The 15,207-nt window shown below is 73.9% G+C and carries 11 protein-coding genes; 6 read left to right on the top strand and 5 right to left on the bottom strand.

Annotation, left to right across the window (positions count from 1 at the left end; all coding sequences use genetic code 11):
* Window positions 1-221: 221 nt before the first annotated feature.
* Together HGCM_RS02200 and HGCM_RS18665 are read left to right on the top strand one after the other, a co-directional pair.
* Window positions 222-2,807: an ATP-dependent Clp protease ATP-binding subunit gene (locus HGCM_RS02200; RefSeq protein ID WP_019135257.1), complete on the top strand. Its 2,586-nt coding sequence runs from the start codon at window positions 222-224 to the stop codon at window positions 2,805-2,807.
* Window positions 2,808-3,019: 212 nt separating this feature from the next.
* Complete coding sequence (locus HGCM_RS18665) at window positions 3,020-3,583, top strand: VanZ family protein (protein ID WP_019135256.1); 564 nt, start codon at window positions 3,020-3,022, stop codon at window positions 3,581-3,583.
* A gap of 22 nt (window positions 3,584-3,605) precedes the next feature.
* Here HGCM_RS18665 and HGCM_RS02190 read toward each other — a convergent pair whose 3' ends face one another.
* Window positions 3,606-4,292 (bottom strand): FadR/GntR family transcriptional regulator, encoded by a 687-nt coding sequence (locus tag HGCM_RS02190; protein WP_019135255.1) that lies wholly within the window; start codon window positions 4,290-4,292, stop codon window positions 3,606-3,608.
* A gap of 191 nt (window positions 4,293-4,483) precedes the next feature.
* On the opposite strand from HGCM_RS02190, the gene HGCM_RS02185 reads away from it, so the two are divergent.
* Window positions 4,484-5,002 carry a gluconokinase gene (locus HGCM_RS02185; RefSeq protein WP_026075201.1) on the top strand — a complete coding sequence of 173 codons (519 nt, stop codon included), beginning with the start codon at window positions 4,484-4,486 and terminating at the stop codon, window positions 5,000-5,002.
* A 19-nt stretch (window positions 5,003-5,021) separates the two neighbouring features.
* Window positions 5,022-6,395 (top strand): GntP family permease, encoded by a 1,374-nt coding sequence (locus tag HGCM_RS02180; protein ID WP_019135253.1) that lies wholly within the window; start codon window positions 5,022-5,024, stop codon window positions 6,393-6,395.
* Between the two features lie 21 nt (window positions 6,396-6,416).
* On the opposite strand, the gene HGCM_RS18660 is transcribed toward HGCM_RS02180, so the two are convergent.
* Window positions 6,417-7,634 carry a dolichyl-phosphate-mannose--protein mannosyltransferase gene (locus tag HGCM_RS18660; RefSeq protein ID WP_019135252.1) on the bottom strand — a complete coding sequence of 406 codons (1,218 nt, stop codon included), beginning with the start codon at window positions 7,632-7,634 and terminating at the stop codon, window positions 6,417-6,419.
* 80 nt (window positions 7,635-7,714) lie between these two features.
* On the opposite strand from HGCM_RS18660, the gene HGCM_RS02170 reads away from it, so the two are divergent.
* Window positions 7,715-9,133: a serine hydrolase domain-containing protein gene (locus tag HGCM_RS02170; RefSeq protein ID WP_019135251.1), complete on the top strand. Its 1,419-nt coding sequence runs from the start codon at window positions 7,715-7,717 to the stop codon at window positions 9,131-9,133.
* An 89-nt stretch (window positions 9,134-9,222) separates the two neighbouring features.
* Entirely contained in the window at window positions 9,223-10,197 is a 975-nt protein-coding gene (locus HGCM_RS18655) for a GGDEF domain-containing protein (RefSeq protein WP_019135250.1), read from the top strand.
* A gap of 51 nt (window positions 10,198-10,248) precedes the next feature.
* Here the strand turns inward: HGCM_RS18655 and HGCM_RS02160 are convergent, their stop codons facing one another.
* The 3 genes from HGCM_RS02160 to HGCM_RS16470 form a co-directional block, all read right to left on the bottom strand.
* The gene (locus tag HGCM_RS02160) at window positions 10,249-12,873 is read right to left on the bottom strand and encodes a discoidin domain-containing protein (protein ID WP_019135249.1); all 2,625 of its coding nucleotides are present in this window, start codon (window positions 12,871-12,873) and stop codon (window positions 10,249-10,251) included.
* A 139-nt stretch (window positions 12,874-13,012) separates the two neighbouring features.
* Window positions 13,013-14,413 (bottom strand): DUF1996 domain-containing protein, encoded by a 1,401-nt coding sequence (locus HGCM_RS02155; RefSeq protein ID WP_019135248.1) that lies wholly within the window; start codon window positions 14,411-14,413, stop codon window positions 13,013-13,015.
* Between the two features lie 100 nt (window positions 14,414-14,513).
* Window positions 14,514-15,207 (bottom strand): discoidin domain-containing protein (locus HGCM_RS16470; protein WP_040398907.1); only part of this gene is annotated, 694 nt, incomplete at its 5' end.

Genomic DNA, 15,207 nt, shown 5'->3' with positions numbered 1-15,207 from the left:
GCCGCCGGGTGGGCCGCCCGGCGGCCGCGGCGGCGCGGACGACGCCGGCGGCGGGGGTGGGCGCGCTCACGCCCGCGAGCATACGGGCGGCGGCGTCACGCCTGCGGCGAACACGGGCACGTCGGCCGACGGCCCATGGTTAGCATCGAACAACGCCGCCCCGCCGGCGCCGTCGCACTCAGCTGCGGTCCCGGTGGGCACGTCGCTCGTGAGGAGTGCACATGTTCGAGAGATTCACGGACCGAGCCCGCCGCGTGGTCGTCCTCGCCCAGGAAGAGGCGCGGATGCTCAACCACAACTACATCGGTACCGAGCACATCCTCCTGGGCCTGATCCACGAGGGCGAGGGTGTCGCGGCCAAGGCCCTGGAGTCCCTCGGCATCTCCCTGGAGGCCGTGCGCGCCCAGGTGCAGGAGATCATCGGCGAGGGCCAGCAGGCCCCGAGCGGGCACATCCCGTTCACGCCGCGGGCCAAGAAGGTCCTGGAGCTGTCGCTGCGCGAGGCGCTGCAGCTCGGCCACAACTACATCGGGACCGAGCACATCCTGCTCGGGCTCATCCGCGAGGGCGAGGGCGTCGCCGCCCAGGTCCTCAACAAGCTCGGCGCCGACCTCAACCGCGTGCGCCAGCAGGTCATCCAGCTCGTCTCCGGCTACCAGGGCAAGGAGCCCGTGGCCGCCGGCGGCCCGCAGGAGGGGCAGCCGTCCGGCTCCGCCGTGCTCGACCAGTTCGGGCGCAACCTCACGCAGGCCGCCCGCGAGGGCAAGCTCGACCCGGTCATCGGGCGCGAGAAGGAGATCGAGCGGGTCATGCAGGTGCTGTCCCGCCGCACCAAGAACAACCCGGTGCTGATCGGCGAGCCCGGCGTCGGCAAGACCGCCGTCGTCGAGGGCCTGGCGCAGGACATCGTCCGGGGCGACGTGCCGGAGACGCTGAAGGACAAGCAGCTCTACACGCTCGACCTCGGCGCCCTGGTCGCCGGCTCGCGCTACCGCGGTGACTTCGAGGAGCGCCTGAAGAAGGTGCTCAAGGAGATCCGCACGCGCGGCGACATCATCCTGTTCATCGACGAGATCCACACGCTCGTCGGGGCGGGTGCCGCCGAGGGCGCGATCGACGCCGCGTCGATCCTCAAGCCCATGCTGGCGCGCGGCGAGCTGCAGACCATCGGCGCGACCACGCTCGACGAGTACCGCAAGTACGTCGAGAAGGACCCGGCCCTGGAGCGCCGCTTCCAGCCGATCCAGGTCAGCGAGCCGAACCTGCAGCACGCGATCGAGATCCTCAAGGGCCTGCGCGACCGGTACGAGGCGCACCACCGCGTCTCGATCACCGACGCCGCGCTCGTCGCCGCCGCGACGCTCGCCGACCGGTACGTCAACGACCGCTACCTGCCGGACAAGGCCATCGACCTCGTCGACGAGGCGGGCGCGCGCCTGCGCATCCGTCGCATGACGGCGCCGCCGGAGCTGCGCGAGCTGGACGAGCAGATCGCCCTCACGCGCCGCGACAAGGAGTCCGCCATCGACGAGCAGGACTTCGAGAAGGCCGCGCGCCTGCGCGACCAGGAGAAGCAGCTCGGCCTCAAGCGGATCGAGAAGGAGAAGGCCTGGAAGTCGGGCGACCTCGACGCGGTCGCGGAGGTCGACGAGGAGCTCATCGCCGAGGTGCTGGCGAACGCCACGGGCATCCCGGTGTTCAAGCTCACCGAGGAGGAGTCCAGCCGGCTCCTGCGCATGGAGGACGAGCTGCACAAGCGGGTCGTCGGCCAGGACGCGGCGATCAAGGCGCTCTCGCAGGCCATCCGCCGCACGCGCGCGGGCCTCAAGGACCCGAAGCGCCCCGGTGGGTCGTTCATCTTCGCCGGCCCCACGGGCGTCGGGAAGACCGAGCTCGCCAAGGCGCTCGCCGAGTTCCTCTTCGGGGACGAGGACGCGCTGATCCAGCTCGACATGTCGGAGTTCTCCGAGAAGCACACCGTCTCGCGTCTGTTCGGCTCGCCCCCCGGGTACGTCGGCTACGACGAGGGCGGCCAGCTCACGGAGAAGGTGCGCCGCCGGCCGTTCTCGGTGGTCCTCTTCGACGAGGTCGAGAAGGCCCACGCGGACATCTTCAACTCGCTCCTCCAGATCCTCGAGGACGGTCGCCTGACCGACTCGCAGGGCCGGGTGGTCGACTTCAAGAACACCGTCATCATCATGACCACGAACCTCGGCACGCGGGACATCGCCAAGGGCGTCCAGACCGGCTTCCAGGCCGGCGGCGACCTGTCGACGTCGTACGAGCGCATGAAGGCCAAGGTCAACGACGAGCTCAAGACGCACTTCCGTCCGGAGTTCCTCAACCGCGTCGACGACGTGGTGGTCTTCCCGCAGCTGTCGCAGCCGGAGATCTTCTCGATCGTCGACCTGATGATCGCGAAGCTCGACAAGCGCCTGCGCGACAAGGACATGGGCATCGAGCTCACGCCCGCCGCCAAGCAGCTGCTGTCCGAGAAGGGCTACGACCCGGTGCTCGGCGCCCGGCCGCTGCGCCGGGCGATCCAGCGGGACATCGAGGACGCGCTGTCCGAGAAGATCCTGTTCGGCGAGCTCCGCTCGGGCCAGCACGTGATCGTGGACGCCCAGGGCGAGGGTCTGCTCGGCGAGTTCACGTTCCGCGGCGTCGCGAAGGGCGAGCACAAGGAGCCGGTCGCCGTCGGCGCGAGCGTCGGGACGCCCGGCTCGGGCACCGACGTGCCGGCTGCGCCGAACGCGAGCTCGGGTCACGGCGAGTCCGGCACGGGCACGCTGCCGCAGGTCGGCTGACCCGACCCGCACGACGAGAGCCCCGGTCCCCACGGACCGGGGCTCTCGTGCGTCCGGGTGCGGCTAGCCGCTCATCCCGCCGGGGGAGGGCGCCTGCGACCACGGGCGGACGGGGCCGGCGGCCGCCGGGCCGGTGGGCTGATCCCGGGGCCGCGCGCGCTGCGTAGCGTCGCAGCCGGACGACGGGAGGGCCGTCGCCGGGAAGGACCACCGTGGCCGGCTGGCTCGACCTGCTGTGGCGCGAGACCCCCTGGGCCGGCGTCGGGCTGGTGCTCAGCACCGTGGCGGCGGTGGGCGTCGTGGCGCTCAGCCGGCGCCGGGGCGCCGACGCGCTGGTCGCGGGCGGCTGGGTGCTCGCGCTCGGGCTCGTCGTGACCATGACGATGACGCCGGGGTTCTCCTGGCGCCCGAACCCGACGGTCGTGGCGTGCGCGGCGGACTCCTGGGCGCCGCTGTCGCTCGGCAGCCTGCTCGCGTTCGACCAGCGGGCGGCCAACGTCCTGCTCCTGGTCCCGCTGGGGCTGCTCGCCGTCCTGCTGCGCCCGCGGCCCGTCGCCGCGGCGGCGCTGGCGGTCACGGTCGCGATGCCGTTCGTCGCCGAGCTCACGCAGTACCTGGTGCCGTCGCTCGGCCGGGTGTGCGACTCGGAGGACCTCGTCGACAACCTCACGGGTGTCGTGGTGGGCGTCGTGCTCGGGGTGCTCCTGCCGTCGGTGCGGGGACGGCGAGCCGAGCCGGTGGCGGCGGCCGGGCAGGAGCAGCCCGCGCTGCGGTGAGGCGGCCGAGGCCCGCGGAGCCTCAGCCCGCCGGTCGGTCGTCGAGCGCGGACGCGACCTCGCGGACGATCCGCTCGCTCGCCGCGCGCGCCGCCGCGGCGTCCCGGGCCGCGACCGCGGCGGCCAGCTCCTCGTGCGCCGCCAGCGCCTCCTCGTGCGGGTGCGGCGGCATCATGCCGTGCGTCGTCCGGCCTGCGAGCACCTCGGCCACCACGTCGCTCAGCGCGGCGAACATCTCGTTGTGCGAGGCGCGCAGGACGAGCGCGTGGAACTCGACGTCGACGGCGAGGAACTCCCCGAGCCGCCCGGCCTCCCCGAGCGCGCGCAGCTGAGCGGCGAGCGCGACGAGCCGCGCCCCCACGTCCGCCCCCGACCGCCGCGCCGCGGCCGCCGCCGCGGCCGGCTCGACCGCCACCCGCAGCTCGGTGAGCGTGCGCAGCTGCTCGTCGCGGCGGTCCCCGTCGAGCCGCCACTGGATCAGGCGCGGGTCGTAGACGTCCCACTCGTCCGCGGGCCGCACGACCAGACCCACCCGCCGGCGGGACGTGATGACGCGCATCGACTCCAGCACGCGCATGGCCTCGCGCGCGACGGTGCGCGAGACGCCGAACCGGCGGCCGATGCCGTCCAGCGTCAGGACGGTGCCGGGCGTGATGCGGCCGTCGACGATCTCGCGCCCGAGGGCGTCGAGCGCTCCGTCGTGCAGCACGGGTCCTCCGGTCCAGGTCGCGGCCCGCGAGCGGGGCGGGCAGGCTCAGGCTAGGCGACGACGGGCGCCGACGATGACGTCCGCGTCGCTGCGAATGGTGTGACCAATGACTGGTCAAAGGTCATACCTCTGTGCCATCCTCGTGGCGCACCCGCGGCACGCACACGGACGACGACGTCAGGAGCACTCGCATGCAGCATCTGGTGGTGATGGGCGTCTCAGGGTCGGGCAAGACCACGGTCGCGCGGATCCTCGCCGACCGGCTGGGCTGGACCTTCGCCGAGGCCGACGAGTTCCACCCCGAGGCGAACGTCGCCAAGATGGCGGCCGGGACGCCGCTCACCGACGACGACCGGTGGCCGTGGCTGCGCGCGATCGCCGCGTGGATCGGGGAGCGCGAGGCGGCGGGCGAGAGCTCGGTCGTGACGTGCTCGGCGCTGCGCCGGGCCTACCGCGACATCCTCGTCGGCGCGCCGGGGGACGTGCGGTTCGTCCACCTCGCCGGCACGCCCGACCTCATCGAGGGCCGGATGGCCCACCGGTCGGGCCACTTCATGCCCGTCTCGCTGCTGCCCTCGCAGTTCGCGACGCTCGAGCCGCTCGAGCCGGACGAGCCGGGGGTCGAGGTCGCCGTCTCGTCCTCGCCGCACACGGTCGCCGACGCAGCGCTGCGTGCCCTCGCCATCCCCGCACCCGGCGCCCCCGCCTGAGCACGACGAAGGAGTCCTGATGCACCTGCTCGCCGCCGCCACCGAGGCGACCACCGACGCGGGGACGGGCCAGCTCGTCCTCGCCGCCGTCCTTGGGATCGTGTCGATCGTCGTCCTCATCGTCTGGCTCAAGCTGCACCCGTTCCTGTCCCTCACCCTGGGCGCCGCGATCATGTCGCTCGTCGCGGGCGTGCCCTACCCCGAGACGTTCACGAGCTTCTCGACCGGGCTCGGCACGACCATCGCGGGCGTCGGCCTCCTGATCGCGCTCGGCGCGATCATCGGCACGCTCCTGGTCAAGTCCGGCGGTGCCGACGAGATCGTCGACACGATCCTCGCCAAGACGCCCGCGCAGCGGCTGCCGTGGGCGATGGCGCTCATCGCGTTCGTCATCGGCATCCCGCTGTTCTTCGAGGTCGGCGTCGTCCTGCTCATCCCCGTCGTCATGCTCGTCGCGCGCCGCGCCAAGCTGCCCGTGATCCTGCTCGGCATCCCCGCCCTGGCGGGCCTGTCCGCGCTGCACGGCCTCGTGCCGCCGCACCCCGGCCCGCTCATCGCGATCGACGCGCTCGACGCCAACCTGGGGATCACGCTCGGCCTCGGCCTCCTCGTCGCGATCCCGACCGTGGCGCTGGCGGGGCCGCTGCTCGCCAAGCCCATGGCGCGCTGGGTGCCGCTCGAGGCCAAGCCGCTGCTCGGCGAGTACGGCCCGGCGGAGGGTCAGCGCCGCCCCCGGTTCGCGGTCGCCATCACGGTCGTCCTGCTGCCCGTCGTGCTCATGCTCGCCCGGACGCTCGTCGAGGCGGCGGACGCGGACACCTCCGCCGTCGGCCAGCCGTTCGTCTTCATCGGCACCCCGCTCATCGCGCTGCTCATCACCGCGCTGCTCGCGCTCGTGCTGCTGGGCTCGGCGCTGGGCACCAAGCGCGGCGACCTCGGGGAGCTCGTGTCCCAGTCGTTCCTGCCGATCGCGGGCATCCTGCTCATCGTCGGCGCGGGCGGCGGGTTCAAGCAGACGCTCGTCGACTCCGGAGTCGGCGACGTGATCGCCTCCGGTCTCGCGTCGACCGCGATGTCGCCGCTGCTCGCCGCGTGGCTCGTCGCCGTGCTCATCCGCGTCGCCACCGGGTCCGCCACCGTCGCGACCATCACCGCCGCCGGCATCGTCGCCCCGCTCGCCGCCGGCCTGTCGCCGACGCACACCGCCCTCATGGTGCTCGCGATCGGCGCGGGCTCGGTGTTCCTCAGCCACGTCAACGACGCGGGGTTCTGGCTGGTCAAGGAGTACTTCGGCATGACCGTCGGCCAGACCTTCAAGACGTGGTCGCTGATGGAGTGCGCCGTCTCGGTCGTCGGCCTGGCGTGCGTGATGCTCCTGAGCCTCGTCGTATAGCCGAGGCCGGCCGGCCGGCGGTCAGGGCGCCGCGACGGTCCACCAGTCGGCGTCCCGCGGCAGCGTCGGCGACGACGCGGCGTCGGCGCTCACCTCGCCCAGCGGGTGCTCAGGCGCCGAGCCGGGCAGGCGGCCGCGGTGGGAGCGCAGGGCCGCGCCCGTCCGGGCGTGGACCAGCCGCACGCGGCTGCCCGCCAGCCACGGCCCGCCGCCCTCGACCTCGACGCGCCAGTCGTCGTTCGCGTCGCCGACGCCCGCCTCGCCGAACGCGGTGACCTCCTGCTCGCCGGAGACGGGGGACCGGTGGGTCGCGTGCGAGTGCAGGTTGCGGCGGCCGGCGACGTCCCGCAGGCGGACGACGTCGCCCGTCGTCACCGCCCGCCCGACGTCGGGCGCGCCGGTGTGCCGGGCCGTGAGCAGCCAGCGTGCGCCGTCGCCGAGCACGGAGGCGGCGTCCACCTGCTGCTGGCCCGACGCCGGGGTCCGCCGCGACGAGGCGTGCAGCACGCGTCCGGTCCAGACGTGACCCAGGACGAGCTCGTCGCCGAGGCGCACGGGCCGGTCGGGCTCCGCCGACGCGAGGGGCAGCGGGGGCGGCGGCTCGGGCGTGTAGTCCTGGACGAAGAAGCCGCGCCACAGCGGGCCGTTGGACGCCTGCCAGCCGTCCGGCCCCGGCGTCAGCGTCACGGCGCGGTCGGGGGTGTTGTTGTCGTGCACGACGAGCCGCACGGTGCCGTCGGCCGCCCGTTCGTACCCGTACGCGACGACCTGGTGGTTGCGCCCGATGTCCGGCAGCGAGCGGGCGACGACGAGCCCGAGGGGGACCGGGATGCCTGCGTCCACGGCGGCGACCACGCGGGGCACCTCGTCCTCGGCGGTCCAGCGCCGGACGCCCTTGCGCAGCTCGCGGCCGAACGCCTCGACGGGGGCGTCGGGCAGCAGGCTCCACGTGACGAACGTCTGCGCCGACCGGACGCGGAACGAGTCGAACAGCCGCGCGCGGATCGCGTCGGCGAGCCAGTGGCCGTCCGGCGGCACGCGGGTCCGTGCCCAGAACGACGCGGGGGCGCGGGGCGGCGGCCGGTGCGCGTGGAAGTAGTCCAGCGCGAGGTACGCCATCCCGCCGCAGCGGCCGGCCGTGGTGACGCGCTGGCCGCTCGGCAGGCGCAGCAGCTCGTCGACGAACCGGTTGGCGAACGCGAAGCCGTCGCGCCGGGGGGCGAACGCGACCGTCGGCATGGCACCTCCGTCGGTGGCTGACGGGGTCACTCTCGCACGGCGCGGCGGTCCGGGTCAGCGGGCGGTGCCAGGATGGCGCCGTGCCTGGTCGTCGTCGCCTCCCCCGGTCCGCCCCGGAGCTGCAGGGGGTCGACCCCCGGGCGCTCCTCGCCCTCGTCGACGCGCTCGTCGCGGTCCCCGAGCTGCACTCGCTCATGGTCGTGCGGCACGGCCACGTCGTGGCGGAGGGCTGGGCGCCGCCGTACGCGCCCGACCGGCTGCACCTGCTCTACTCGCTCAGCAAGGCCGTCACCGCGACCGCCGTCGGGCTCGCGCAGGCCGACGGCCTCCTCGCCGTGGACGACCTGCTCGTCGACCACGTCGCCGACGCGCTCCCGGACGACCCGGCCGACCACCTCGCCACGATGCGCCTGCGGGACCTGCTGACCATGCGCACGGGCCACCACGACGACCCCAGCGACCGGGTGTTCGGCGAGCCCGACTGGCTGCGGGCGTTCCTCGCGCTGCCCGTCGAGCACCCACCGGGCACCCACTTCGTCTACAACACGGCCGCGACGTACGTGCTCGCGGCGGTCGTGGAGCGCCGCGCGGGGGTGGGGCTGCTGGAGTACCTCGGCCCGCGGCTGCTCGAGCCGCTCGGCATCGAGGACGCGACGTGGGAGGTCTCGCCGCAGGGGCACGTGACCGGCGGCTTCGGCCTCTCGCTGACGACCGAGGACGTCGCGGTGCTCGGCCAGCTCCTGCTGCAGGACGGCGTGTGGCAGGACCGCCGGCTGCTGCCCGAGGGCTGGGTCGCCGAGGCCTCCCGGTCGCACGTCCCGGCGGGGCCCGACCCGGCGAACGACTGGGGCCAGGGCTACGGGTACCAGCTGTGGCGCAGCCGGCACGGGTACCGCGGCGACGGGGCGTTCGGGCAGTTCTGCCTCGTCCTGCCCGAGCACGACCTCGTCGTCGCGCTGACGAGCGGGACGAGCACGATGGCGCGGCAGCTCGCGGCCGTGTGGGACCACCTCCTGCCGGGGCTCGCGGACGCGCCGCTGCCCGACGACGAGGGCGCGCGCGCCGATCTGGAGGAGCGGCTCGCCGCGCTGGACCTGCCCGTGCCCGTCGGGGCGCCGGCCGGAGCGCCGGTGCACGGCCGCACCCTCCTGCTCGAGCCCAACCGGTTCGGCCTCACGGCAGCGCGGCTCGACGACGACGGCGGGCAGGACCTGCTGACGCTGCGCCGCGGCGACGAGACGCTCACGGTGCCGGTGGGCCGCGGGATGGCCGCGCGCAGCCACGTCCGGCTGGAGAAGCCGTTCGACGAGGAGCTGCTGGCCGCCGGCGCCTGGCCCGAGCCCGCGGTGTACGAGCTCGAGCTGCGCCTGCCGCTGACCCCCCACGCGGTGCGCGTCCGGGCGACCGTCGACGGCGACGACGTGCGCGTGGAGGGCGCGCTGAACGCGTACTTCGACGAGGACCTCAGCGTCCGGCTCACCGGGCGGCTCACCGGCTGAGGCGCTGCCGGCCGAACGCTCGTCGACGGGACGGTGAACTCTCGGCGGGCCCGCTCAGGTCGTCCCGCCACGGCGACGAGACTCCGGGCGTGACCGACGTCCAGCAGCTCCTGCGCGACCTGCGCTCCGGCGCCGTGCCCGGCTCCACGAGCGTCGCCGAGCTCGCCGCGCCGTTGCCGGTGGTCGACGCGGCCGTCCCGGTGCACGAGGTCGAGCCGATCTTCCGCGACGGCGTCACGTGCCTCGGCGTCGTCGCGCCGGGCGCGCCTGACCGGCCCGGCCTGCTCACCCGCGCGCACTTCGCCGCCGCGATGTCGGGCCGCCTCGGGTACGGACGCGCCGTCATGACCCGCCGCCCCGTGCACGAGGTCGCCCACTGGGACCCGCTGGTGCTCGAGCCCGGCACCTCGGTCGTGGAGGGGGCGCTGCTGGCCATGAACCGGCCCGACGAGCACCGGTTCGACGAGGTGGTCGTGCGCTCGGCCCCGTGGTCCGTGACGGACGTCGGGGCCCTGCTGCGCTCGCTCGCGGCGTCGCTCGCGGACCAGGGCGTGCGGGACGCGGTCACGGGGCTGTCCAACCGGCACAGCCTGCTGCACACGCTGCGCGCGTGGACGCAGTCGATCGCGGGGTCGCAGCGCCGGCTCGTCGTGCTGCTCGTGGACGTCGTGGGCTTCGGGCCGCTCAACGCGAAGCACGGGATCGCGGCGGCCGACGCCGTCCTGCGCGAGGTGGGCCGGCGGGTCGCGGCCGCGGCCCCCGACGGGTGCGTGGTCGGTCGCGCGGGCGACGACGAGATCGTCGTGCTCGGCGTGCTCCCGGCGACCTCCGACGAGCGCGTGCCGGAGCACGTCGAGGCGCTGCGCCGGCGGGTGGAGCGCTCGCTCGCCGCGCCGGCGCCGGCGGAGCCGTGGGCGCCGACGCGCGTCGCGGTCGCCGTGTCGCGGCCCGGATGGGCCGACGCGGAGCTGCTGCTGCAGGAGGTGCACCGCGGGATGCACCTCGCCAAGCGCGCACCCGCGCCGGGGCCCGCCCGCGTGCTCGACGCGCGCCCGCTCGCCTGACGCGCGAGGGCCGGCCCGCCCGGAGGCGGACCGGCCCTCGTGCGCGGATCCTCAGCCGGAGTACGACTCGAGGTACGCCGGCACCGTCGCGGTGCCCTGAGCGGTGCCGCCCGCGTCGTTGATCACGTGCTGGATCACGCCGTTGCCGCCGAGCGAGACGGTCAGCAGGTCGTGGAACCGCACGCCGGGGCGGACGGGGCCCTGGAAGCCCGAGTCCACGACGATCGACGGGTCGACGTTGAAGTACGAGTACACGCCGAGCCCCCACGCCTCGTGGGTCGTCACCGCGTCGGCCACGCGGTACCCCGCGTACCCGCGGCGCGAGCCGTTCTGCCAGGCGGCCTGGTCCGGCACGTCGTACGGCAGCTCGCACTGGTAGAAGATCGTGCGCCCGCGCTGCCCGTTCCAGAGGGTGTTCTCCTTCTGGTAGTGCTCGACGAACAGGCCGAGCCCGAGCACGTCGTCGCCGTTCACGACGAGCCCGTGGTCCGCGGGGTTGGCGGTCCAGCCGACCCCCGCCCCGTGGTCGCCGCGCCACGACCAGATGTGGTCGACGATCGTGTCGTCGGCGTGCACGACGATCGCCGAGCCGACCTTGCCGGGGATCCGGCCGCCGACGCGCACGAACACGTCGTGGAGCGAGACGGGGTTCGCCGCGTGGTCGGTGTGGGCGCCGGCGGTGCCGACCTCGAGCATCGCGGGGGACCGGACGACGCCCGCGTCGAACAGCACGCCCGCGACCCGGACGCCGTCGACGTCGGCGACCTTCATCGCCGTCTGCCCCGCCGTCGGCACGATCGTCGCGTAGCCGAGCCCGAGCACGACCGTGCCGGCCCGGTTCACCTGGATCGTCTTGTCGAGCTCGTAGATCCCGGGCGTGAGCAGCAGGTGCAGGCCCTGGGCGAGCGCGGCGTTGATCCGGTCGGCGCTGTCGCCGGGCTTGGCGACGTAGAACTGCGACAGCGGGATCGAGGTCCCCGGCGTGTTCGGCCAGGAGACGCCGCGGGCGTTCGTCCGGGTGCTGGGGACGAACACCGCGTAGGACGAGAGGTCGGACGGGTTGCTCAGGTACAGGTACGGCTTCTCCCGCGAGACCGGCGTGGTGTCGAGCACCGTGTGCGACGGGTTCGGGAAGTGCTGCACCGGCGAGCCCTGCACGCCCGAGAACACCATGTTCCAGACCGAGCCCTCCCACGAGCCGAGCGAGGAGTCGCGGGTGTACCACTGCTGCTGCGAGTAGGAGCGCGCGGGCCCGTCCACCTTCGAGTCGGCGATGTAGCCGCCCGACGCCCAGCCGTACGACGACGGCGCCAGGTTGAGCGGGGTGGCGACGTGCACGCGGCGCATCGGGGCCGCCTGGGAGACCGCCCAGCGCATCTCGCCCGTGAACGACGTGACCTTGAGGTTCTCGACCGACCGCCAGAAGTTCTGCGTCGCGTTGCCGTCGAACCACTGCGCGTCGACCCAGACGCCGCCGGTGATGTTCACGTCGTCCGGGTTGCGGCCAAGCCCGCTGATGGAGGTGTTGAACCCGATGTGCGCCTGGACGTCGTAGCTGCCGGGCGCGAAGAGCAGCTGGTCGCGGCGGGTGCCGAACTGCGCGGTCTCCTGCGCCGCGAACGTCTCGTCCAGCACGGACTGGATCTGCGCCTGCGTCATCGACGGCGTGAACACGTGGACGTTCGGCCCGAGCGAGCCGCCGCCCGGGATCGGGTCGACGACGCCACCACCGGTACCGAGCACCTGCAGCTCCCAGATCGAGTAGCCGTAGCCGGTGCCACGGGCGGTCAGGTCGAGCCGGACGTACCGCGCGGTGCCGGAGACCGCGACGTCCTGGGTCCCCCCGGTGCCGTTCGTGACCGTGGCCGCGGTGGACCAGGACGCGCCATCGGTCGACGTCTGGACGCGGAAGGCCTTGCCGTAGGCACCCTCCCACCGGATCGTGACCCGGCACAGCGCCTGGGCGCTGCCGAGGTCCACCTGGAACCACTGCGCGTCGCTGAACGCGCTCGACCACCGGGTGTCCGCCTTGCCGTCGACCGCCAGGGCGGCGCCGGTCCCGGCGTTCTCGACGGACGACGCCGTCGCCGGGCGGCCCAGCGCCAGGTTCGTCGAGCCGCACGTGCCCGGCGTGCCGGTCGGCGTGGGGGTGGGCGTCGGGCTCGGCGTCGTGGTCCCGGCGGTGCCGAGCACGTCGAGCTCCCACAGCGAGTACCCGTAGCCGGTGCCGCGCGCGGTGAGGTCGAGCCGCAGGTAGCGGCCGCTGCCGGCGACGTCGATCGTCTGGGTGCCGCCCGTGCCGTTCGTCACGGTGGCGAGGGTCGTCCACGTGGCCGCGTCGTCCGACGCCTGGACGCGGAACGCCTTGCCGTACGCGGCCTCCCACGACAGGACGACCTGCGACAGCGTCGACCGTCGGCCGAGGTCGACCTGGATCCACTGGGCGTCGCTCGCCTGGCTGGCCCAGCGGGTGTCGGCCTTGCCGTCGGTGGCGTTGGCCGCGGCGAGCCAGGCGGCCTCCTGCGACGAGGCGGTGGTGACCTTCCCACGGGAGAGGTTGTCGGGTGCGGCGCTCGCGCTGGACGCGGCGGCCAGGCCGGCGGCCGCGACGAGGACGCCGGCGACGAGCGCGGCGGCGCGCGAGCGCCACCGGGGTGAGGGCGGTGCTGTTCGCATGGGTGCTTCCTTCTGGGCGGGGGGACGTCGTCGTCCCCCCGCCCGGTCGGGACCCGTCGGCGACGGGTCGTCCGGCGCCCCGGTCGGGGGGCGCCTGCTCGTCGCGCGGTGGGGAGAGCGCGACGAACGGGTGGTGGCCTCAGCCGATGAGCCGGTACTGCTCGTCCAGGACGCCGCCCGCCCACGGCTTGTAGAGGTCGAAGCCGCGCGGGTTGCACTGCAGGCCGCCGTTGATGCAGTGCTCCACGAGCGCCTGCAGCACGGTCGGGTCCCAGGCGTTGAAGAAGTCGTAGTGGAACGAGTACCCGCGCCCGCTCGCGAACGAGACGTCGGACAGGTCGCCGTCGACGGGCCACGAGAGCTTGAACTCGATCATCGGGACGGGCACCGGGTGGGTGGCCGGGCACTCGCCGTTGACCGGGTACGCCATGTGGCTCTTGTGGTTCGGCGAGTCGAGGTCGACGCCGTTCCAGCAGCTCGGCGCCTGGTAGCGGATGTTGAGCTGCGAGCCCGCGGGGCAGCGCGTCGTGGGGATGTCCCAGTTGAACGACGACTCGCCGCACTCGAAGCCCTCGACGGTGCCCGGGGCGGTCCTGAACTCGTCCTTCGTCGCCATCATGTTCCCGACGAGGTAGCGCAGGCCCTGCGGGAACGGCACGACCTTGCGGTAGTCGAGGATCCCGGACTTGTAGTAGATCGTCTGCTCCGACGGCGAGACGACCTTCTGGCCGTTGCGCAGGAGCGTGGGGAACCAGTACGCCGACAGGTCCTGGGGGACCGTGCACGTCGTGCGTCCCGCGAGCAGCGAGGCCGTCGTCGTCGCGTAGTTCGTCGTGGTGTTGCCCATGAACGTGTGGTCGTGCGAGGCCCCGGCCTGGCCCGGGAAGACGATCGGGTCGTCCGGGGCGGTGTGGTGCGGCACGCAGTTCGCCTGGAACTCGTGGTGCGTCACCGACGTGTCGGCGCCCGGGGGAGCGGGCGGCAGCGGCTTCGGCGTGTGCGTCGGCGCGGTGGCGCCGCCGGTGCCGAACACCGCGAGCTCCCACAGCGAGTACCCGTAGCCGGTGGCGCGCTGCGTGAGGTCGAGCCGCAGGTAGCGGCCGGACCCGACGGCCTGGACGTTCTGCGTGCCGCCGCTGCCGTTGGTGACGGTCGCGAGCGTCGTCCACGACGAGAGGTCGTTCGAGACCTTCACCGTGAACGCCTTCGCGTAGGCGTTCTCCCAGCGCAGCTCGAGGTGGTCGAGCGTCGCGGTGGCGCCCAGGTCGACCTGGATCCACTGCGCGTCGGACCACTGGCTGGCCCAGCGCGTGCCGGTGCTGCCGTCGACGGCCCTGCCGGCGACGAAGTCGGGCCCCTCGGCCGAGGAGGCGGTCGCCGCCTTCCCCTGCGAGATGTTGGCGGGCGCCGCGGTCGCGGACGTCGCGAGCACGGCGACGCCCCCGGCGAGGGCGGCCGCGCCGACGAGCGTGGCGGCGACCGTCGCGGCGACGGCGAGCCGCGCGCGGCGGCGCGGTGGTGCGGTGGTGGGACGATGCATCGGACTCCCCTGTCTGTCTCGGACCTTCACTCGAACGGTGCTGGGGGGTTGGCGCCGGGGCGGGTGGCCGCCCGCCCCGGCGCGTCTCGTGGGGCGCGCGTCAGGAGTAGACGCCCAGCTCGTACAGCGAGTACCCGTAGGCCGTCCCGCGCGTGACGCCCTGGATGCGGACGTAGCGCGCGTTGCCGTTCACGGCGAGCGTGTCGACGTTCCCGTCGCCGTCGGTGACGGTCGCGAGCGTCGTCCACGTCTGGCCGTCCGCGGACTGCTGGACGCGGTAGCCCTTGCCGTACGCCGCCTCCCAGACGAGCTGGACCGTGCGGAACGTGCGGGTCGAGCCGAGGTCGACCTGGATCCACTCGGCGTCGTTCCAGCTGCTCGCCCACCGGGTGGCGTAGGAGCCGTCGACGGCCTGGCCGGGGGACCAGTTGCCGTTCCACGGGTCGAACGACGACGCGGTCGCCGGGCGGCCGAGCGCGAGGTTGGTGCCCGCGACCGGCGGCGGGACCACCCGGAACGAGCGCGTCTCGACGCCCACGTTGCCGTGCCCGTCCTCGGCGAAGACGTACGCCTTCCAGACGCCCAGCAGCTGCGGGGCGGTGAAGGTGAACGTGCTGCCGCTGCGGGTGAACGGCAGCTCCGCGAGCCCGCCGGCGTCGTTGATGTACTTGCTGTTGCCGAACACCTTGTAGGTGATCGCGTCGCCGTCCGGGTCGGACGCCGGGGCGTTCACCGTGACCGTCGAGCCGGCGACCACGGCCGTCGAGCCCTGGATCGTCATCGACGAGAACACC

The sequence above is a fragment of the Cellulomonas massiliensis JC225 genome (assembly GCF_000312005.1).
Taxonomy (GTDB): Bacteria; Actinomycetota; Actinomycetes; order Actinomycetales; family Cellulomonadaceae; genus Cellulomonas; species Cellulomonas massiliensis.
This window is presented reverse-complemented; position numbering and strand designations above follow the sequence as displayed.